The organism is Streptomyces sp. NPDC005141 (assembly GCF_053599975.1).
The window spans coordinates 70,401-90,579 of sequence record NZ_JBSFYW010000012.1 but is presented as its reverse complement, the minus strand read 5'-3'; the positions used below and the strand labels follow the sequence as shown (position 1 = coordinate 90,579).

Sequence of the window (20,179 nt, the reverse complement as noted above, 5' to 3'; positions counted from 1 at the left end):
CTTCACAAGACCGCCACGCGCACTACGCTGCCCTGACCACCCTGCACCCCAAGGAGCAAGAGGAGCCGTCTGTTGGCCTGTGACCTGTGGTTGGTCCCGCTCGTCGACGTGCTGTGCCACACCCCCGACAACCCTTTCGCCGAGGAACTCGCGCTCTACGACAAGGTGCTCGCCGAGGCCGGACTCCCACCGGTGCCGGTGTACGCGTACATGCCGGGCCTCTCGGGTGACGTCGCCCCGGTCGCCGGCTTCGACTACGACGCGCTGCACTTCCTGCGCCGCGCGTACCTGCTCCAGATGTGCGGGCTCGCGGTGACGCCGGTCGACGAACTGGGCGGCGACTACGAGCAGTTGCTGGAGATGTTCGAGACGAACGCCCAGCAGTCGCATCTGGTCTGGCACTACGACCACGCGGGTGCGTACGTACCGGTCGAGTTCCCGCATCCGCTGGCCAACGACGAACTCCTCGCGGGCGGCGGTCCCCTGGGCTCCTCCCAGGCCCTCCTGCGCGAACTCGAGTTCGTGGCCCCCTCGATCGGCATCGACCCGGCCAACCCTCCGGCGGCACCGCAGCCGCCGAACGCTCCCACGGAGCTGGAGGAGCCCGCCGCTCCCGCTCCCTTCGACGCCAGCCCCTTCGCCCGCGAACGTCACGTCTGGCTGGGCCTGCACGCCGCGGCGACCCGGAGTCTCGCCCAGGGCTCCATGATCATCTTCAGTTGATCCGGCCCTCCCGCTGAGGCAGGCTCCCCGGATACGGGTGCGCCCCCGGCTGTCGGCCGGGGGCGCACTCGTGGAAACAACCGCTTCCGCAATCGCTGCGGACACCGCGGCGGATCTCGCTTCGATCACCGCCGCGGATGCCGCTCCGCGCTAGATGAACGAGTTGATCTCGATCGTCTCGTCGCGGCCCGGACCGACACCGATCGCGGAGATCGGCGCGCCGGACATCTCCTCCAGCGCCTTCACGTAGTCCTGCGCGTTCTTCGGGAGATCCGCGAAGGTCTTCGCCTTGGTGATGTCCTCCGACCAGCCGGGGAGGGTCTCGTAGATCGGCTTCGCGTGGTGGAAGTCGGTCTGGGAGTACGGGAGTTCCTCGACGCGCTTGCCGTCGATCTCGTACGCCACGCAGACCGGGATCTCCTCCCAGCCGGTCAGGACGTCCAGCTTGGTGAGGAAGAAGTCGGTCAGACCGTTCACGCGGGTCGCGTAGCGGGCGATGACCGCGTCGAACCAACCGCAGCGCCGGTCACGGCCGGTCGTCACACCGCGCTCGCCGCCGATGCGCCGCAGCGCGTCGCCGTCCGCGTCGAAGAGCTCGGTCGGGAACGGACCCGAGCCGACACGGGTGGTGTACGCCTTGAGGATGCCGATGACCCGGCTGATCCTGGTCGGGCCGACGCCGGCACCCGTGCAGGCGCCGCCCGCGGTCGGGTTCGACGACGTCACGAACGGATACGTGCCGTGGTCGATGTCCAGCAGCGTGCCCTGGCCGCCCTCGAAGAGCACGACCTTGTCCTGCTCGAGCGCCTGGTTGAGGATCAGGACGGTGTCCGCGACGTACGGCTTGAGCCGGTCCGCGTAAGCCAGCAGCTCCTCGACGACCTGGCTCGCCTCGATGGCGCGGCGGTTGTAGAGCTTGGTGAGCAGCTGGTTCTTGACCTCGAGGGCCGCTTCGACCTTCTGGGTGAGGATCGACTCGTCGTAGAGGTCCTGGATGCGGATACCGACGCGGTTGATCTTGTCCGCGTATGTCGGACCGATCCCGCGTCCGGTGGTCCCGATCTTCCGCTTTCCGAGGAAGCGTTCCGTCACCTTGTCGACAGTGACGTTGTAAGGCGTGATGATGTGAGCGTTTCCGCTGATCAGGAGCTTGGAGGTGTCGACGCCGCGCTCGTTCAGTCCGTTCAGCTCGGAGAACAGGACGGACGGGTCGACGACGACTCCGTTGCCGATCACCGGAGTGCACTCCGGCGTGAGGATTCCGGAAGGGAGGAGGTGGAGGGCGTATTTCTGGTCGCCCACGACTACCGTATGGCCGGCGTTGTTGCCGCCCTGGTAGCGCACCACATAGTCCACGGATCCACCGAGCAGGTCGGTGGCCTTTCCCTTGCCTTCGTCACCCCACTGAGCACCGAGCAGCACAAGTGCGGGCACAGGCGTACACCCCTTCCGGGCGGGGCATGTCCAAGGTCGGGGACGTACGCGGCTGGTTTTCGATACGGCTGCGTACGCCGGCGACCACCTTTGGCCGCGACCGTCGGACCGGATGCCCCGGAATAGACGAAGCCCCTGGCGCAATAGCGCAAGGGGCTCTTGCACAAAGATGCTACCCGAGGAAGCGAGGCATGACCGAGGTGGCGGCTTCCGACCAGCTCTTGGTGGTCATCGACCCGGTCGCCCGACGGACGGACGGCGAGTCTGTACGGATCGCGAAAGACGTGCTCAGCGCGGGTGCGGCGACCAAAGTGTGCCTCCCGGAGGGGCCCGAGGAATTCGCCCGCGCGCTGATCCGTCGGGGTGCGCGCCGACCGGTCGTGATCGGTGACGACGGCGCTCTGCTGCGGGCGGTGTCCCTGCTGTACCGGCAGCGGGAACTGGCCGCTTGCGCGCTGTCCTTCGTGCCCGTGGGAGGCCTGCTGTCGCTGTCCCGCTCGCTCGGGGTGCCGATGGGGGCCGTCGCGGCGGCCAGGGCGGTCCTCGACGGGGCCGAACGACGGCTGGACCTGCTCGTGGACGACAGCGACGGCGTGGTGCTCGGCGCACTGCGCATTCCCTCGCTGCCCTCCCGGCCGCCCGCTCCGGTGGGTGCGGGAGCGGCACCCGGGGAGGCCGGCGCGCATCCCTGGATCCGCACCTGCCAGTCCCTGGTCAGGACCCTCGCCTCCCGGCCGTCCCGGCTGGCTCCCGGACCCGGACCGGGGCCCTCGCGGCTGCGGATCGAGGTCGACGGGGTGTGCGTGGTGGATCTGGACCAGCCAGTGGAGACCGTGTCCGTGACGCCCGGGGAGTCGGGAACCGGGGCCGAGATCGAGGTCCGCGCGGTGTCCGTGGGTGCCGAGGCCTCGCCCCTGCGACTGGTGGGACACAAGGTCACCGTCTCCGGCGCCGACTTCCGCTACCGGGCGGACTCCGTGGTCTCCGGCCCGGTCCGCACCCGCACCTGGACGCTGCGGGAGTCGGCCTGGGGCCTGACCCTGCCGACGGCTCGCTGAGGGGGCGGGTGCACGGACGCACCGCCTCTTCTCGTCACCGGGCGTCGAACAGCTTCTCCCGGTGGGCGCGCCAGCGTTCCATCATCGCGGCGATCTCACCGTCGATGAACTCGAAGAACGCGAGGGTCTCGGAGAGCCGGCGCCCGGCGGGGGTCGCCGAACCGAGGGAGTCGACGCCGGCCCGCAGGGCGAGTTCCCAGCGCTTGAGCACCGCGTCGCGGTTGGTCAGCGCCTCGTACCACTGGTTGCTGTGCACGCGGTACCGCTCGCGCCGCGAGCCGGGTTCCCGCTCGCGCGAGACCATGTGCTGCTGCGCGAGGTAGCGCACCGCACCGGAGACGGCGGCCGGGCTGACCTGGAGCTGCTCGCCGAGTTCGGCGGAGGTCATGGCACCGGAGTCGGAGGCCAGCAGCGCCGCGAAGACCCGGGCGGGCATCCGCTGCATCCCGGCCTCGACGAGCTGCGCCGCGAAGCCCTCCACGAACTGGGAGACCGCCTCGGGATCCCGTTCCGCCGCAGTCGGTTCCGCCATCTGTCGATCATCTCCCCTGCTCGCGCATCACCGTCGAGTGTAGCCAGGATTTATACGTTTCCTTAACTTCACAAATTTCTGAAAGAAGCGTACGTTCTGAATCATGACGAAGGCAATCAGCGTCTCCGGACTGCACAAGTCCTTCGGCAGGACGCATGCGCTGGACGGCCTCGACCTGGAGGTCGAGGCCGGTGAGGTGCACGGCTTCCTCGGCCCCAACGGCTCAGGGAAGTCCACCACCATCCGGGTCCTGCTGGGCCTGCTGCGCGCCGACTCGGGAGCGGCACAGATGCTGGGCATGGACCCCTGGGCGGACGCGGTCGAACTGCACCGCCGGGTCGCCTACGTCCCCGGCGACGTGACCCTGTGGCGCAACCTCTCCGGCGGCGAGGTCATCGACCTCTACGGACGGCTGCACAGCGGGGGCCGCGCCCGGCGCGGCGGACGGGCGGGCGGCGGGCGGACCGGCGGCCTCGACCCGGCGCGGCGCGCCGACCTGATCGAGCGCTTCGAGCTCGACCCCACCAAGAAGGGGCGGACCTACTCCAAGGGCAACCGCCAGAAGGTCGCCCTGGTCGCCGCCTTCGCCTCGGACGTCGACGTGCTGATCCTGGACGAGCCGACCTCGGGCCTCGACCCGCTGATGGAGGACGTCTTCCAGCGGTGCGTCCAGGAGGAGCGCGACCGGGGCCGCACGATTCTGCTGTCCTCGCACATCCTGAGCGAGGTCGAGGAACTCTGCGACCGCGTCAGCATCATCCGCAAGGGGCAGACCGTCGAGAGCGGCTCCCTCACCGAACTGCGCCACCTCACCCGCACCAGCGTCACCGCCGAACTCACCGGGCCGCCCAACGGACTGGCATCCCTGCCCGGGGTCCACGACCTCGAAGTGCAGGACACCGGGGTCCGGCCGGACGGAGTCCGCTGCCGGGTCGAACTCCACGTCGACACCGACAAACTGAATGCCGTGCTGCGGTCGCTGACCGACTCCGGCGTACGGTCCCTGACCTCGACCCCGCCGACCCTGGAGGAGCTCTTCCTGCGGCACTACCAGGAGGACGTCCGGGCCAAAGCCGAAGGAGCGACGGCACGATGACCGCCACGACCGCCGGCCCCTTCGCCGCCCGCGTCGGCGGCTCCCACCCGCTGGCCGGCACCGGAACCCTGCTGAGGTTCGCGCTGCGCCGCGACCGCGTGATGATGCCGCTGTGGATCGGCGTGACTGCCCTGATGGTGGTCTCCCTGCCGAGCTCCCTGAAGACCGTCTACAGCACCCCCGCCGAACGCGCCGACGTGGCACGGCAGATGCTCACCAACAGCTCCCTGCGCGCCACCTACGGACCGGTGTTCAGCGACTCGCTCGGCGGACTCACCGCCTGGCGCGTCGGCGGCTACGCCGGAGTCCTCGCCGCCGTCATGAGCCTGATCGTCGTCGTACGGCACACCCGGGACGAGGAGGAGAGCGGACGGCAGGAACTCGTCTCCGCCGCAATGGTCGGGCGGCGGGCCCCGCTGACCGCCGCGCTGCTCGCGGCACTCGTCGCCAACGGCGTCCTCGCCCTGCTCATCGCGGGCGGCCTGGCCGGACAGGGCGGCGCCGGGGCCCTGGCGCTGGGCCTCGCGATCGGCGCGGTCGGGACGGTCTTCGCGACCATGGCGGCGATCGTCGCCCAGCTGACGGAGAGCGCACGGCTCGCCAAGGGGCTGACGGGCGGGCTGATCGGCGCCGCGTTCGTCCTCAAGGCGGCGGGCGACTCGGCGACCGACGACGGCTCGTCGGTGCTGACCTGGCTCTCCCCCGTGGGCTGGCTGGAGAACCTCCGCGCCTTCGCGGACGAACGCTGGTGGGTCCTGCTGCTGTTCGTCGCGGCGACCACCCTGCAGGGCGCCGTCGCCTACGCACTCGCCGGTCGGCGCGATGTCGGCATGAGTTTCCTGCCCACCCGGCCGGGGCCCGCCACCGGCCGCCTCGGCACGGCCGGAGCACTGGCCTGGCGGCTGCAGCGCGGCGCGGTACTCGGCTGGAGCCTGGGCTTCCTCGCCGCCGGCGCCGCGTTCGGCGGGATCACGAAGGGCGCCTCGGACCTGGTCGGCGACAACGCCAAGACCCGCGAGATCATCGAGCGGATGGGCGGACAGGCCGGGATCACCGACGCGTTCCTCGCCACCATGGTGAACATGCTGGGCATGGTCGCCGCCCTCTACATCGTCTCCTCCGTGCTCCGGCTGCACGGCGAGGAGACCTCGCAGCGCGCCGAACCCCTGCTCGCCGCCGCCGTGGGCCGACTGCGCTGGGCCGGCGGACACCTCGTCATCGCCTTCGGCGGCACGGTCCTCGTCATGCTGCTCGGCGGACTCGGCCTCGGTCTCGGCTACGGCTCCGAACTCGGCGCCGTCCTCGGAGCCTGCCTGGTCCAGGTCCCGGCGATCTGGACCCTGGGCGGCCTCACGGTCCTGCTCCACGGCCTCTCGCCCCGCCTCGCCCCCGGCGCCTGGGCCGCGGCCGGCCTCGCCCTCCTCCTCGGCTGGATCGGCCCCGCCCTGGACATCCCCCAGGCCGTCATGGACCTCTCCCCCTTCGGCCATCTCCCGAAGCTGCCGGGCGGCGCCATGGCCTGGACCCCCGTCCTCGTCCTGACCGGGATCACGGCGGCCCTGACGACGGCGGGACTGACCTCCCTGCGGCGGCGCGACCTGACCGTGTGAGCGGCGGCGCCGCCGGGCGGGCGGCGTCCGTCAGACCTCGACCATCAGGCTCTCCAGTCCGCGGATCACGAAGTTCGGCTTGCGGACCGGTTCCTCGGCGAGCCGCAGAGCGGGCGCCCTGGTCAGGAGCGCGCTCATGGACGCCGCCAGTTCGAGCCGGGCCAGCGGAGCGCCGATGCAGTAGTGGATACCCGCGCTGAACGAGATGTGCGGGTTCTCCGCCCGGGACAGGTCCAATGTCTCCGGGGCCGCGAACACCTCGGCGTCACGGTTCGCGGAACCGAAGAGCAGCGCGATCTCCGCACCCCTCGGGACCGTCGCACCGCCGATCTCGATGTCGTCGAGCACCCAGCGCTCGAACAGCTGGAGCGGGGTGTCGTAGCGCATCAGCTCCTCCACCGCCGTGGGGATCAGCGCGTGGTCCGCCCGCAGCGCCGCCAGCTGCCCGGGATTCCGGAACAGGGTCCACCAGCCGGTCACGGTCGAGTTGACCGTCGCCTCGTGCCCCGCGTTCAGCAGCAGCACGCACGTGGAGATCATCTCCTGCTCGGTCAGCCGGTCGCCCTCGTCGTGCGCCGCGATGAGCCCCGAGATCAGATCGTCCGCCGGCTCCTTGCGGCGCGCCTCGATCAGCCCGCGCAGGTACTCGGTGAACTCCACCGACGCGCGCACCGCCTTCCGCGCCACCTCCTCGGGCGGACTCAGCTCGTACATACCGCAGATGTCCGCCGACCAGGGCCGCAACGGCGCACGGTCGGACTCCGGGATACCCAGCATCTCCGCGATCACCGAAACCGGCAGCGGCTCCGCCACATCGGTCAGCAGATCCCCGCCGCCGGCTTCCACCAGGCGGTCGACCAGCTCACCCGCCAGCCCCTCCACATACGGCTTCAGCCGCTCCACCGTCCGCGGCGTGAACGCCTTCGACACCAGCCGCCGGATCCGGGTGTGGTCCGGAGGCTCCAGATCGAGCATCCCGTGATCGTTGAGCACATGGAACGGCTCATGTTCCGGCGGCGGCGCCGTCCGCCCGAAGTCCTCGTGCGTGAACCGGTGCTGGTACGTCCGGCCCAGCCGGCGGTCCCGCAGCAGTGCCGACACGTCCGCGTGGTGCGGCACCAGCCACTGGTTCGTCGGCTCGTAGTAGTGCACCCGGCCCCGCGCGCGCAGCTCCTCGTACGCCGGGTACGGGTCCGCCAAGAACGCCGGATCCCACGGGTCGAAGGCCTGCGAAGTCTCCAAAGCTGCCATGAACGGACGCTAGCCCGACCCACCCCCCGCTGACCAGGGCAGTCCCGAACGGCGACCGCCGCATCCCCCTCCCTGTCACCCGGGCGCGACCGGCGGCGCTCCGTCACTTCGGTGCGGCCGACGGCGCACCGTCACCTCCGTGCGACCGGCCGTGCCCGGCTTCAGTGCGACCGGACGCTCACACTCATCTCGGAGTGACCAGCCGTGCCTCGTACGCGAACACCGCCGCCTGCGTCCGGTCCCGCAGGCCCAGTTTCACCAGAATGCGGCTCACATGGGTCTTGATCGTCGACTCCGCCACCACGAGGCGCTCGGCGATCTCCGCGTTCGACAGACCCTGAGCGATCAGCACCAGCACCTCCGTCTCCCGGTCGGTCAGATCCCCGTACGCCGCATGCGCCGTCGCCGACAGCCGGGGCGCGTCCGCGAGCTTGGAGAACTCCGTGATCAGCCGTCTGGTGACCGAGGGGGCGAGCAGCGCCTCCCCCGCCGAAACCACCCGCACCCCGTCGGCGAGCTGGCGGGCCGAGGCGTCCTTGAGCAGGAAGCCCGACGCCCCCGCCCGCAGCGCCTGATACACGTACTCGTCGAGATCGAACGTCGTCAGCACCAGCACCTTCGCCGCGCCGTCCGCAGCGACGATCTCCCGGGTGGCCTCGATCCCGTTCATCTCCGGCATGCGGATGTCCATCAGCACGACGTCCGGAGCCAGCTCACGGACCCGGTCGACCGCCTCCCGGCCGTTGACCGCCTCACCGACCACCTCGATGTCCGGCATCGCGCCGAGCAGCACGGAGAAGCCCTCGCGGACCATCATCTGGTCGTCGGCGATCAGCACACGGATCGTGCCGCCCGTCATGCGGTCTCCTCCCCCGACGGCACCGGCAGGAACACCGCCACCTCGTACCCTCCGTCGTCCGTGACGCCCGCCGTCATCTCACCGTCCAGCATCGTGACCCGCTCGCGCATACCCGTGATGCCGTGCCCCGCGCCGTGCGTGGACTTCTCCAGGAGCGTCGCCGGCGCGGGACCGTTGACTATGCGCAGGCCGAGCCCGCCGAGGACATAGCCGACCTCGACGCGGGCCGACGCGCCCGGTGCGTGCCGCAGCGTGTTGCTGAGGGCCTCCTGGACTATCCGGTACGCCGACAGTTCCACGCCCTGCGGAAGTTCACGCACCCCGCCGGTGACCGCCTTCTCCACGGTCAGACCCGCGTCCCGCACATTGGCGAGGAGCGCGTCCAGATCGGCGAGGGTGGGCTGCGGAGCGTCCGGGGCCTCGTAGTCCTCGGCCCTGACCACGCCCAGCACACGGCGCAGCTCGGTCAGCGCCGCCACCGCGTTCTCCCGGATCGTGACGAAGGCCTGCTCCAGCTCCGGGGGCGGATTCTCCACCCGGTAGGGCGCCGCCTCCGCCTGGATGGCGACCACCGACATGTGGTGCGCGACCACGTCGTGCAGCTCACGGGCGATCGTCGTGCGCTCTTCGAGCAGCGTGCGCCTGGAACGCTCCTGTGCCGTCTCCGACTGGTGGGCCGTCACCTCCTGCTCGGCCTCCCTGCGGATGTTCAGGACGGTGACGACCAGGAGGGCCAGCGCGGAGACGAAGAGCAGCGGCACTGTGTTGACTCTGTAGTACCCCTCGCCGAAGAGGGTCTCGGCGATCAGGCTGTACGCCGCGGTCAGCAGCCACATCCACGCCGCGACACGGGGGCGTGACCGCAGGGCCACTACCGTCAGCACCGTGACATGCGCGATGAAGCTGCCGGGTGCCCACGGCCAGTCGCTCCAGATGCTGCCGAACATCGCGACGACCGGGGCCGCCGCCATCGAGAACCAGAAGGCGCCGACCGGTCGGACCAGGGTCGCCAGGACCGGGAGCAGGGCGAGGAGCCCGCACAGGGGTCCGAACGTGCCGCCGTCGCCGGCGCTGTAGCCCGCGGCCATCGCCAGCAGACCGGCCGCCGCCACCGCCGCGTGCGGGGTCCAGGCCGCGTATGCGCGCAGGGTCCCGGGGAGGCGGCGGGTGACGGGGCCGTCCGTGCGCATACGGGGGAGGGGGCGGTAGGCGAAGGCGTCGTGGAACATGTCCTGCCGCAGGCCGCGCACGGCGTCCGCGGCGAGGCGGTACTCCGGGCTGCGGGGCTTGGCCCCGGCGCCGCCGGGGAGCTTCCCGGCACCGCCGGGGGGCGGAGGTGTCGTCTGCGTCTGGGTCGTATCGGTCACGTTCAAAACGGTAGGGCCGGGCGGGGGGTGCGGTCGTCACCTGCGAGGAGGGTTCTTGGGGGTCCGTCTCAGGTACTACGGGTGGGGCGGGGTGGGGGCCTGCGGGGTGCCTGTGCGGTTCCCGGCGCGGGCGCGTTCCCAGTGCGGGCGCGCTCCCAGTGCGGGTTTCGTTGTGGGGCGGGGCCGTGCCGGTACATCCCAGTCCGTCGCCGCTGGATCAGACGTGAGTCTTGACGCGAGCCGCTGCTCGATCCGGACGTAAGCGACGGACATTTGGGATGTACCGGCACGGCCCCTCCCGTGCGCTGTCCACTGCGGGTGCGCGGGGGGTTGGGCGCCGCCCCGCTGTTGCGCCTTTTGGCTGCGGGCGCGTTTCCACTTCTCAGCCCCGGCCGGGGGAATTTCCTTTTCGTCCCGGCCGGGGGCAATTTCAGCCCCTCCGGCGTTTGAGGCGCGGGGGGTGGGGCGGAAGCTCCAGGGTCGGTCGGGTAGAGGCGAGGCGGGGCGGAAGTGGGGGGCGGAAGTGGGGGGAAAAGGGGGGCGGAAGTGGGGGGCGGAAGTGGGGGGCGGGGGTGGGGGCCGGTGTGAGGTGCGTGGTTGGGGATTTGTGGTCGTGGGAGGGGCGGGGGTGGGTCAGTAGCCCGTGGGGCGGATCAGGCCCGATTCGTAGGCGAAGACTGCCGCTTGGGTGCGGTCGCGCAGGCCCAGTTTGACGAGGATGCGGCCCACGTGGGTTTTCACGGTCTGCTCGGCCACCACCAGGCGTTGGGCGATCTCGGCGTTGGAGAGGCCCTGGGCGATGTGGGCCAGGACCTCGGTTTCGCGTTCGGTGAGGTCGCCGACGCGTTGCTTCAGGGGTGCGCGCGGGGTGGAGTCGAGGCGGGAGAACTCGGCGATGAGGCGGCGCGTGATGCCGGGGGCGAGGAGCGCGTCACCGGCCGCCACCACACGGACCGCCTCCGCGAGTTGATCCGCCGAGGCGTCTTTGAGGAGGAAGCCGGAGGCGCCGGCGCGGAGGGCTTCGTAGACGTACTCGTCGAGGTCGAACGTGGTGAGCACCAGGACCTTGATGTGCGGAGTGTCCGTGGTGATGCGGCGGGTCGCCTCGATGCCGCCGAGTTCGGGCATGCGGATGTCCATCAGAACGACGTCCGGGGCGAGTTCGGCGACCTGGAGAACCGCGTCGAGTCCGTCGACCGCCTGGCCGATGACGTCGATGTCGGGCTGGGTGTTGAGCAGCACGGTGAATCCCTGCCGGACCATCTGCTGGTCGTCGGCGATCAGTACGCGGATGGTGCCGCTCACGGTCGTCATGGAGTCTCTTCTCCTGGGAGGCCTGCGATGGTGTCGTCGGTCCGGGCGGCATCGAGGGTGGGAGCCGCGCCGTCGGGGGGCGCGATGCCGTTGCGCGGGAGGAAGGCCGCCACCGCGAAGCCGCCGCAGGACGTCTCCGAGGTCACGAGGGTGCCACCGAGCATCGCGACGCGCTCCCGCATACCGAGCAGTCCGTGTCCCGCGCCCGGGGACGGCGGAGCGGGGCGCTCGGGACGCGAGTTGACGACCCTGACCTGGAGGCCGCGCGGGAAGTGCCAGAGCTCCACCTCGACCGCGGAACCCGGCGCGTGCCGCAGGGCGTTGCTCAGCGCTTCCTGGATGATCCGGTACGCCGACAGCTCCACGCCCGGCGCCAGGGGAAGCTGCTCCCCGGTGATCTCCGTGGTCACGTCCAGTCCCGCCGCGCGGGTGTTCTCGACCAGGGCGTCGAGGCGGTCCAGCGTGGGCTGCGGAGCGTCCGGAGCCACGCCCGCGCCCGCACCGAGGCCGTACGGGTCCTCCGGATTCTCCGAACGCAGGACTCCGAGCACACGGCGCAGCTCGGTCAACGCCTCCAGGGCGTTCTGCCGGATGCCCTCCAGGTTCTCCTTCAGTTCCTCCGTCGGGTTCTCGACCAGGTGCGGGGCGACCTGCGCCTGAATGGAGATCACCGACATGTGGTGCGCGACCACGTCGTGCAGCTCGCGCGCGATACGGCTGCGCTCCTCCAGGAGAGTGCGGCGGGCGCGCTCCTCCTCGGTCAGCGAGGCCTGCTCGACCAGCTGGGTGCGCGCCTCGCGGCGACCGCGCAGTGCCGTGCCGAGAAGGACGACGGCGGCGAAGACGACCACCGCCAGCGCACCGGTGGGACGGTACGACGGTCCGGCCAGCAGGCCCGTCGCGCGATAGGACGGTCCGCCCATCAGACCCTGCAGGACATACGTGGCCAGACCGGTCAGGGCCAGTGCGCCGACGGCGACGCGTGCGGGCACCCGCAGGGCGAGCAGGAAGAGCACGAAGGCCTGCGCCGTGATCGCGGACGTGCTCCAGGGCCAGTCCGGTCCCGGGATCGGAATGTCCGCCACCAGGTGCGAGCGGGCGGCGACGGCGGCCACCACGGTGGTGCCCAGCGACAGCCACCAGGCCGGCACGGGACGCCACAGCGCGAGCACGATCGCCGCGCCCAGCGCGATGCCGCTCACCGTGCCCAGCGGAAAACCCAGTCGATAGCCGTCGCTCAGCTCGTCCATGGCCGCCAGTCCGAGGCCGAGCGCGATCCAGCACAGCACGACATGCGGCAGCCGACGCAGCCGGCGGGGGCGGGACAACGGAGGCAGCGGCGCGGCCGTCGGCAACGCGAGCTCGGCCAGGATCCCGCGCAGGAACGCGAAGGGAGCCTGGGCCAGTGCCTGTATGCGGGAAGCGCGGCTGATGGGCGCGGCGGCGAGGGCGGGGGCCTCGCGCGGGCGTGAGCGGTCGTCTGAGAGCACGGCGGGTTCGCTGCTCGGGGGCCGGCGCTCCTCATTGGTCACGTCGTCAACCCTAGGCACGGGGCGCCGCCTTGGGGGTGGCCGGACCGGAGCCTCGGTGGACGCGGACGACTCGGGACGTACGGCCGCCGGGGCGGCGGGGTCCCCGCTCATGGACGCCGAAGGCGCACCAGCACAGGGCGAGGGCGCAGACGAAGACGGGCAGCCAGGCGACTCTCGCGGCCACCCACGTCAGGGTGTCGGGGGTGGTGTGCAGACCGGGGAGCCGGCCCGCGAGCAGACCGAGGGCGGTGACCGCCATCAGGGACGTCTGGTGCCAGAGGAATATCGTCATCGCGGAGAGGTTGGCGAAGGCGATCCCCGCCCAGACCACGGGGCGCCGCATCCCCCGGCGCAGCGGCTCGCGCAGCAGCAGCGCGAGTCCGCACTGAGCCAGGCCGAAGGTGACCGCGGCCAGCGTCGGCGGGTTCAGGTTGGAGACCGCGGCACCCGGTATACCGACCATGGACGCCGGATAGCCGGCCCACGCCACCAGCACCACCGTCGCCACGGCTCCGCCGCCGAGCAGCACCCAGCCCGCGCGCCGCCGCTCCAGCTCACCGCGCGTCCAGGCGGCACCCAGGGTGTACGGGACCAGCCAGCCGGCCACGACGTTCACCCAGCCGAGCCATGCCGGGCCGCCGAGGCCGAAGCGAATGACGTCCACGTGGAGAACGACGGCCAGCGGCCACAGCGGGTTGACCCGCGTCAGCAGCGGTGTCGCCGCCGTCAGCCCGGCGAAGACCACCAGGAACCAGAGCGGGGACAACGCCAGCTTCACCAGCGTGTGCACCGTGCCGAGGTCGGCACCGGACGCGACCAGGCAGACCGTCGCCACCGCCCAGAGGGCCGACACCGCGGCGACCGGCCTCAGGAGGCGGCTCAGCCGGGCGCGCAGCCACTGCCCGTACGTCGTGCCGCGCGCCCGCGCCGACGCATGACTCTTCGTCGCCACATGACCGCCCACCAGGAAGAACACGGCGAGCGTCTGGAAGACCCAGGAGATCGGGGCCAGCCACGGCATGTGCCGCAACGGGCTGGCCGCGCGCAGTGCTCCGCCGTCGGCGACCAGTGCCGTCACCAGCCAGTGGCCCAGGACGACGCCCAGGATCGCGAGGGCGCGCAGGGCGTCGACGGCGCGGTCCCGCTCGACGGGGGTGGCCCGGTCGATGCGGTGGATCGCGGTCCGTACGCCGGCCTGCGCGGCTGTGCCGGTCACTTCACGCACGGGTCACCTCCGAGGTGTCGCCGAGGACGATGCGGGCGAGGTTGGCCAGGGACACCGAGCCCGGTTCGAAGTAATCGCTGTGGCCGTGGGAGCCGGCCCGGAAGACCCGGGCGCCGAACGACGGGGACACCGGGTCGGTGCCGAAGCCGACGGTCGTGCCGAGGAGGCCGGCGCTCACGTGCGGGACATGCGCGATCCAGTCGGCGGAGCCGCGGGCCGCCCAGACGCGGGCGGAGGTGTGCAGCGCGGCGGCGGAGGACGCTCCGGTGCCGGGGCTGCCGACGAAGACGATGTCGCTCGCCTCCGAACCCGGGACCGCGCGGCCGCAGACCACCGTGCCGTACGAGTGGCACAGCAGGGTCAGGTGTGCCGACCGGCCGACGACACCGCGCAGTTGGCGCAGGAACGCCCGCAGCACGGGCGCCGCGCCCTCCGCGCGGTCCGTCGTCAGGACCGTGGTGCTCACGGTGCCCGGTGTCTCGTACCCGAGCCAGGCGAGGACGGCCCCGCGCGGGCCGAGTCGCTCGCGCAGGGCGAGGGCACCGGCGCGGAACCGGTCGTACGTCTCCAGCGTGGTGTCCGAGCCGGGCACCAGGACCGCCACGCGGTCGGCGTGGGCGAGGTCGCCGAAGACCTCGACGGCCCGGCCGGGGCCCCGGCCGTCGAAGGAGAGGAAACGGCGGGAGGGGGCGGCCATGGCACGGTCGGCGGCGGCCCGGGTGCGGTCGCCGTGGTCCGCGGCCATCCGGGCCGCCTCCGCGGCGTTGGCCCGGTTCGCCTCGTACGCCTTGCCCAGGGTCACCGCCGTCAGCGGCGCGAGGAGCGCGGGCGCGGGCGCGGGGATCTCCGGCCGGGCGGCGGCGGACACGGGGACGACGACGGCCGCCGTGACGAGCGCGGCGAGCAGCGTCCGGCGCAGCCGACGGGCGAACCGGCCTCCCGCGCGGCGGCGGCGTGGGCCTTCGGCCGACGCGGTCGGCCTGCCCCGCGGCGGGTGCGCGGAGACGTCCGCTCTCCCCCTGGCGGCCGCCTTCGCCCGGAATTCCATGATGTCCGTCCCTCCCCGTCCGCCCGTTCGTCGGGCGTCACTGGAAGGGAAATTACGGACCGTCACATGTCGTCCGCGTCCCGCTGTGGAACTCACCTGGGAGGTAGCTCTCAGGTACTACGGGTATGACCGGGGTTCAGGAGAGTGCGGTCAACTGCCCTGGCTGCCGGGCCGGTTCCTCGGCTACCAGGCCAGTTGGGCGATCTCCTCCGCCACCACGGCACAGGCGTCGGCGGCCGGGTCGATCAGGGGGAAGTGACCGACGTCCTCCAGAAGCGTGAGGCCGACCACCTCACCCGCCTTGGCGGCGGCGTCCGCGTACGACTCGGCGACCGCCTGCGGAACGACGATGTCGGTACGGCCCTGGACGAGGGTGGTGGCGATGCCGGTCGGGAGAAGTCGCACCGGGTCGGCGTACGGCAGACGTTCCGCGAACTTGGCTTCCCCGCCCAGAAGTTGGCGGGCCGCACCGCCGCAGACATCGAGCTTCTCCGCGACCTGGAAGTCCGCGATCGGGGCGAGGGCGACGACGCCGCGCAGCGGTGCGGGGCGGGCGGTGTGCCAGGGCGCGTCGGCGGGCAGCAGGTGACGGGCCGCCGCCCACAGGGCCAGGTGACCGCCCGCCGAGTGGCCGGTGACCACCATGCGCCGGGGGTCGGCCTGCGGGAGCGCCACGCGTACGAGGGCGGGCAGCGCGTCGAGCGCGGCCGCCACGTCGTCGAAGGTGTCGGGCCACCGACCGGCGACCGGACCTCCGGAAGAGGCCCCACCGTCGGGTCCGGGGACCGCCGGGCCGCCCTGCGCGGGAATCGCGGCCCCGCCCGGCGCGGGGGGCGTCGCCTCGCCGCGGCGGTACTCGACGTTCGCCACGGCGAAACCGCGGCGGGTCAGGAAGTCCGCGAACGGGGTGATGTGGCGGCGGTCGTACGGGGCACGCCAGGCGCCACCGTGCAGAACGACCACGAGCGGGGTGAGCACCGCCGGGTCGGGATCGCGCGGGGCGTAGAAGTCGATCACCTGGTCGGGGTGGTCTCCGTACGCCATGGTGACGTCGGGGTCCACGGCCGGGTGCGAGAAGGCGGACGCCTCTTCGGCGGCATCGCGCGCGATGGCGGCCTCGCGCTCGGCGGCAGCTTCGCGCTGTGCTCCGGCGCCGTGCTGTGCCTCGGCGTCGGCGCCGTCCCGGGATGCGGCGTCGTCCTGCATGCTCCAACCTCTCAGCGGTGAAACGGATTTGGCGGACCAGGGAAGATTCGGCCGTTGGCGGGGACGGTATCAGGCCGGTGACGTGCGTCGACACCGGGTTGTCACGCTCGGTGAGGGGTAAACGGTTCTGCTGTTTCGTTACGCTGACCGTGGCGTCCAGCCGTCCGGAACGTGATCGACGAAGGAGACCGTCATGTGCGCCGAGTCCGCCGAATCCGGCATCGTACGGCCCGAGCCGGACGAGTCCGCCGAGCCCGGCACCGTACGGCCCGGGGGGCGTACCGCGCGTGTCCGTGCGGCCGTTCTGCGGGCTGCCGGGGATGTGCTCGCCGAGGAGGGGTTCGCGCATCTCGATCTGGCCGATGTCGCCCGGCGGGCCGAGGTGGGCAAGACGACCGTGTACCGGCGCTGGGGGTCGGTGGCCGGTCTGGTCGCCGATCTGCTCGGCGACATGGCCGAGCAGTCGCTTCCGCGGGTGGACACGGGGAGCGTGCTCGGGGATCTGCGGGCCAACGCCGATCTCGTACGGCGGACGCTCGCCGATCCTCGGCAGGGGGCGCTGTTCCGCGCGGTGATCGCCGCGGGGGCGTGCGACGCGCGTACGGCCGAGGCGTTGCGGAGGTTCTACGAGGTGCGGGTCGCCGAGTGGGCGCCCTGTGTGGAACAGGGCGTCGCCCGGGGGGAGTTGCCGGTGGGGACGGATGCGGTGGGGGTGGTGCGGGCGGTTTCGGCGCCGTTGTACTACGGGCTGCTCACCACGGGGGTGGTGCCGGGGGTCGCCGATGCGGAGCGGGCGGCGGGGGCTGCGGTTGCCGCTGCCGTGGCGGGGGTGTTCGTGGTTGCCGAGTGACGCTTCCGGCCGGGGGCCTGCACCGGGGGAGCCGGCCTCCGGTACCGGAGTTCCCCGGTACCGGAGTCAGGTCCCCGGGTCGCCCGGCCGTCTGCCTGACGGGTCCCTGAACCCCCGTCGTTGCCGGGCCGGTGCACCCCGGTCGGGTAGGGCCAGAGGGGTTTCGCCCCCTCCGCCCCTACCCTTCCCGTACCTGGGGCTCCGCCCCAGACCCCGCTCCTCAAACGCCGGAGGGGCTGAATTTGGCCGAAGCCGGGGTCTCCGCGCACCGGAGGGGCTGAACTTGAGGGGCTGAATTTGGCCCCGTTGGCTGTTTCAGCTCAGGGTTTCCGCCAGGGTTCGTGCGGCTCGTTCCGTCTCGGCGAAGCCGACGTACAGGGGGGTGAAGCCGAAGCGGAGGATGTCCGGGTGGCGGAAGTCGCCCACGACGCCCTGGTCGATCAGGCGCTTCATCACGGCGCCCGCGTCCGCGCAGCGCAGGGCCACCTGGCTGCCCCGTTCCGCGTGGGCGGAGGGGGTCACGGACTCGACCCGGCCCTCGGGGACGTACGCGGAGACGCACTCCAGGAAGAAGTCGGTCAGGGCGAGCGACTTGGCTCGGACGCTGTCGATCGAGACGCCGTCCCACACCTCCAGCGCCGCTTCCAGGGCCAGCATCGACAGGATGTCCGGCGTGCCGACCCGCCCGCGCAGCGCGCCCGGCGCGGGTGCGTACGACGGGCTCATGCCGAAGGGGTCGGCATGCGAGTTCCAGCCGGGCAGCGGAGAGTCGAAGCGGTCCTGGAGACCGGCGCGGACATAGAGGTACGCGGGTGAACCCGGGCCGCCGTTCAGGTACTTGTAGGTGCACCCGACCGCCAGGTCCACCCCGTGCTCGTCCAGCCCGACCGGCAGGGCGCCCGCGCTGTGGCACAGGTCCCACACCGCCAGCGCGCCCGCGGAATGGATCGCGGACGTCAGGGACGGGAGGTCGTAGCGTCGGCCCGTGCGGTAGTCGACGTGGTTGAGCAGCACCGCCGCCGTGCGGGAACTGATCGCCGAGGGCACCTCGTCGGGGTCGACCGGGCGCAGCTCGCAGCCGGTCAGACGGGCCGCGGACGCCGCGATGTACCCGTCCGTGGGGAACGTCGTCGCGTCGACGAGGATCTCGTCCCGCCCGTCGCCCGCCAGCCGTACCGCGCCCACCAGCGCCTTGAAGACGTTCACGCTGGTCGAGTCGCCGACCACGATCTGTCCCGGTGCCGCGCCGACCAGCGGGGCGATCCGGTCGCCGATGCGCTCGGGCGCGGTCCACCACCCGCTCTCCTCCCAGGAGCGGATGCGCAGTTCGCCCCACTGCCGGCGTACGACGTCCTCGACCCGGCCGGGGACCCCGACCGGCAGCGCGCCGAGCGAGTTCCCGTCCAGGTACACCACGTCGTCGAGCACGAACTGCTTGCGCAGCCCGGCGAGTTCGTCGGCGGCGTCCAGTTCCGCCGCCCGCGCGGCCTGCGCGGACACAGCGCCTCGCTCAGACATAGGACCTCGCCGTCCACAGCTCGGGGAACACGTTCTTCTGCGCGCGCTTCTCCAGCCAGGCCACCCCGGCGGAGCCGCCCGTGCCGGTCTTCGAGCCCATCGCCCGCCGCGTGGCGACGAGGTGGTCGTTGCGCCAGCGCCACACGAGCTCGGCGACATCGGTCAGCGCCTCGCCGAGCCGCGCGAGCTCGTCGGTGTCGTCGCCGGCGTACAGGGCCGTCCACGCGGCCTCGACCTCGGGCGAGGGTTCGTAGCGCAGCGACACGTCACGCTCCAGCACCGCGGCCGGGATCGCGTGGCCGCGCCGCGCGAGCAGCCGCAGCACCTCGTCGTACAGGCTCGGCTCGTGCAGTGCCTTCTCCAGCTCGGCGTGCACGCGCGGCGCGCCCCGGTGCGGAACGAGCATGGACGCGGCCTTCTCGCCGAGCAGGAACTCCATGCGCCGGTACATCGCGGACTGGAATCCGGAGCCCTCGCCGAGGGCCGAGCGGTAGGAGTTGAACTGCGCGGGGGTGAGCTGCCCGAGCGGACGCCAGGAGGCGTTGAGCGCCTCCAGCTGGCGCACGGACCGCTTCAGCGCGGCCACCGCGACGGGGACGTCGTCCGAGCGCAGCGCCTTGGCCGCCGTCTCCCACTCGTGGACGATGACCGTGAACCACAGCTCCATGACCTGGGTCGTCACCAGGAAGACCATCTCTCCGGGGTCGTCGGAGAGGGTGTGCTGGAGGTGGGTGAGCACGTCGGCCTGTACGTAGTCCTCGTACGGCGTCGTGCCCTGGAAGTCGAGATGCGGAGTCTCGGGCTCCTGAGCCTTCGCGGGCTGAGCCTGGTGGGACATCGCTGTCTCCTGCAATGTGCTCCGGGTAGCGGTCCGCCCCTGCCGTTACCGACACGGGGGCCCCGGTCCCCACCGGGCATCCAACACAATCGTCCCCCGAAACCGCAAGGTCCGCCTGGTCACACCAGGCGGACCCGCTTCACGGCCCTGGAAACCGGCCGGTCTCCAGGACCCGTCCGGCCTAGCCCAGGGTCTGGGCCGCCGTCGGCGAGGAGTCCTTCAGGAACTGGCTGCAGCGCTCGTACTCCTCCTGCTCGCCGATCGACTGCGCGGCGCGGGCGAGGGCGTGCAGGGCGCGCAGGAAGCCGCGGTTCGGCTCGTGCTCCCAGGGCACGGGGCCGTGCCCCTTCCAGCCGCTGCGGCGCAGGGCGTCCAGACCACGGTGGTAGCCGGTACGGGCGTAGGCGTACGACTCGACGACACTGCCACGCTCGAACGCCTCGTCGGCGAGCTGCGCCCAGGCGAGGGAGGAGGTGGGGTACTTGGCGGCGACATCGGCGGGGGCCGTGCCGTTCGCGAGGAGCTCGCGCGGCTCCGGGTCGTCGGGGAGGTGGGTCGGGGGCGGTCCCCCGAGGAGGTTCTCGTGAATCGTCATGGGCTCCAGTCTGCTCCATTGTCCGTCGTCCGTGATCGGCAACGGTTGCCCACGGCCTCCGTGGAACGGCCCGTTCCACGGCCGCACCGCCTTCGGCATGCGCCGAACGTGCTCACGCGCACC

At 71.9% G+C, this 20,179-nt stretch carries 18 protein-coding genes; 5 read left to right on the top strand and 13 right to left on the bottom strand.

The window, feature by feature from the left end:
• Nucleotides 1-72 precede the first annotated feature (72 nt).
• Complete coding sequence (locus tag ACWD68_RS12410; protein WP_451806379.1) at nucleotides 73-723, top strand: hypothetical protein; 651 nt, start codon at nucleotides 73-75, stop codon at nucleotides 721-723.
• A gap of 150 nt (nucleotides 724-873) precedes the next feature.
• Here ACWD68_RS12410 and ACWD68_RS12405 read toward each other — a convergent pair whose 3' ends face one another.
• Nucleotides 874-2,157, bottom strand: a complete 1,284-nt coding sequence (locus ACWD68_RS12405; protein ID WP_451806378.1) for an adenylosuccinate synthase — start codon at nucleotides 2,155-2,157, stop codon at nucleotides 874-876.
• 191 nt (nucleotides 2,158-2,348) lie between these two features.
• Between ACWD68_RS12405 and ACWD68_RS12400 the strand changes: the two genes are divergently transcribed.
• On the top strand, nucleotides 2,349-3,215 hold the full coding sequence (locus ACWD68_RS12400; protein ID WP_451806377.1) for a diacylglycerol kinase family protein: 867 nt from the start codon (nucleotides 2,349-2,351) through the stop codon (nucleotides 3,213-3,215).
• A gap of 34 nt (nucleotides 3,216-3,249) precedes the next feature.
• Here ACWD68_RS12400 and ACWD68_RS12395 read toward each other — a convergent pair whose 3' ends face one another.
• Nucleotides 3,250-3,747 carry a GbsR/MarR family transcriptional regulator gene (locus tag ACWD68_RS12395; protein ID WP_451806376.1) on the bottom strand — a complete coding sequence of 166 codons (498 nt, stop codon included), beginning with the start codon at nucleotides 3,745-3,747 and terminating at the stop codon, nucleotides 3,250-3,252.
• 103 nt (nucleotides 3,748-3,850) lie between these two features.
• Between ACWD68_RS12395 and ACWD68_RS12390 the strand changes: the two genes are divergently transcribed.
• Together ACWD68_RS12390 and ACWD68_RS12385 are read left to right on the top strand one after the other, a co-directional pair.
• Complete coding sequence (locus ACWD68_RS12390) at nucleotides 3,851-4,843, top strand: ABC transporter ATP-binding protein (RefSeq protein WP_451806375.1); 993 nt, start codon at nucleotides 3,851-3,853, stop codon at nucleotides 4,841-4,843.
• Nucleotides 4,840-6,453 (top strand): ABC transporter permease, encoded by a 1,614-nt coding sequence (locus ACWD68_RS12385; protein ID WP_451806374.1) that lies wholly within the window; start codon nucleotides 4,840-4,842, stop codon nucleotides 6,451-6,453. Before ACWD68_RS12390 ends, ACWD68_RS12385 begins: the two co-directional genes overlap by 4 nt.
• A 30-nt stretch (nucleotides 6,454-6,483) precedes the next feature.
• Here the strand turns inward: ACWD68_RS12385 and ACWD68_RS12380 are convergent, their stop codons facing one another.
• From ACWD68_RS12380 to ACWD68_RS12345, 8 genes are all read right to left on the bottom strand, one after another.
• Nucleotides 6,484-7,704, bottom strand: a complete 1,221-nt coding sequence (locus tag ACWD68_RS12380; RefSeq protein WP_451806373.1) for a cytochrome P450 — start codon at nucleotides 7,702-7,704, stop codon at nucleotides 6,484-6,486.
• A 184-nt stretch (nucleotides 7,705-7,888) separates the two neighbouring features.
• Complete coding sequence (locus ACWD68_RS12375) at nucleotides 7,889-8,563, bottom strand: response regulator (RefSeq protein ID WP_451806372.1); 675 nt, start codon at nucleotides 8,561-8,563, stop codon at nucleotides 7,889-7,891.
• A complete protein-coding gene (locus ACWD68_RS12370; RefSeq protein WP_451806371.1) occupies nucleotides 8,560-9,930 on the bottom strand; it encodes a sensor histidine kinase in 1,371 nt (456 codons plus the stop codon). Before ACWD68_RS12370 ends, ACWD68_RS12375 begins: the two co-directional genes overlap by 4 nt.
• A 633-nt stretch (nucleotides 9,931-10,563) precedes the next feature.
• Complete coding sequence (locus tag ACWD68_RS12365) at nucleotides 10,564-11,244, bottom strand: response regulator (RefSeq protein ID WP_451806370.1); 681 nt, start codon at nucleotides 11,242-11,244, stop codon at nucleotides 10,564-10,566.
• Complete coding sequence (locus tag ACWD68_RS12360) at nucleotides 11,241-12,677, bottom strand: sensor histidine kinase (protein WP_451806447.1); 1,437 nt, start codon at nucleotides 12,675-12,677, stop codon at nucleotides 11,241-11,243. Before ACWD68_RS12360 ends, ACWD68_RS12365 begins: the two co-directional genes overlap by 4 nt.
• A gap of 109 nt (nucleotides 12,678-12,786) precedes the next feature.
• Nucleotides 12,787-14,001 (bottom strand): acyltransferase family protein, encoded by a 1,215-nt coding sequence (locus ACWD68_RS12355; RefSeq protein ID WP_451806369.1) that lies wholly within the window; start codon nucleotides 13,999-14,001, stop codon nucleotides 12,787-12,789.
• Nucleotides 13,994-15,049 carry an alpha/beta hydrolase gene (locus ACWD68_RS12350; RefSeq protein WP_451806368.1) on the bottom strand — a complete coding sequence of 352 codons (1,056 nt, stop codon included), beginning with the start codon at nucleotides 15,047-15,049 and terminating at the stop codon, nucleotides 13,994-13,996. Before ACWD68_RS12350 ends, ACWD68_RS12355 begins: the two co-directional genes overlap by 8 nt.
• Before the next feature lie 183 nt (nucleotides 15,050-15,232).
• Nucleotides 15,233-16,255 carry an alpha/beta hydrolase family protein gene (locus ACWD68_RS12345; RefSeq protein ID WP_451806367.1) on the bottom strand — a complete coding sequence of 341 codons (1,023 nt, stop codon included), beginning with the start codon at nucleotides 16,253-16,255 and terminating at the stop codon, nucleotides 15,233-15,235.
• 193 nt (nucleotides 16,256-16,448) lie between these two features.
• Here ACWD68_RS12345 and ACWD68_RS12340 point away from each other — a divergent pair, with 193 nt between their 5' ends.
• Nucleotides 16,449-17,105 (top strand): TetR/AcrR family transcriptional regulator, encoded by a 657-nt coding sequence (locus ACWD68_RS12340; RefSeq protein WP_451806366.1) that lies wholly within the window; start codon nucleotides 16,449-16,451, stop codon nucleotides 17,103-17,105.
• A gap of 315 nt (nucleotides 17,106-17,420) precedes the next feature.
• On the opposite strand, the gene kynU is transcribed toward ACWD68_RS12340, so the two are convergent.
• The 3 genes from kynU to ACWD68_RS12325 form a co-directional block, all read right to left on the bottom strand.
• Nucleotides 17,421-18,623 carry a kynureninase gene (gene kynU / locus ACWD68_RS12335; protein WP_451806365.1) on the bottom strand — a complete coding sequence of 401 codons (1,203 nt, stop codon included), beginning with the start codon at nucleotides 18,621-18,623 and terminating at the stop codon, nucleotides 17,421-17,423.
• On the bottom strand, nucleotides 18,616-19,461 hold the full coding sequence (locus ACWD68_RS12330; RefSeq protein ID WP_451806364.1) for a tryptophan 2,3-dioxygenase family protein: 846 nt from the start codon (nucleotides 19,459-19,461) through the stop codon (nucleotides 18,616-18,618). Before ACWD68_RS12330 ends, kynU begins: the two co-directional genes overlap by 8 nt.
• 181 nt (nucleotides 19,462-19,642) lie before the next feature.
• Nucleotides 19,643-20,056 (bottom strand): DUF3151 domain-containing protein, encoded by a 414-nt coding sequence (locus tag ACWD68_RS12325; protein ID WP_451806363.1) that lies wholly within the window; start codon nucleotides 20,054-20,056, stop codon nucleotides 19,643-19,645.
• Between the last annotated feature and the right edge of the window lie 123 nt (nucleotides 20,057-20,179).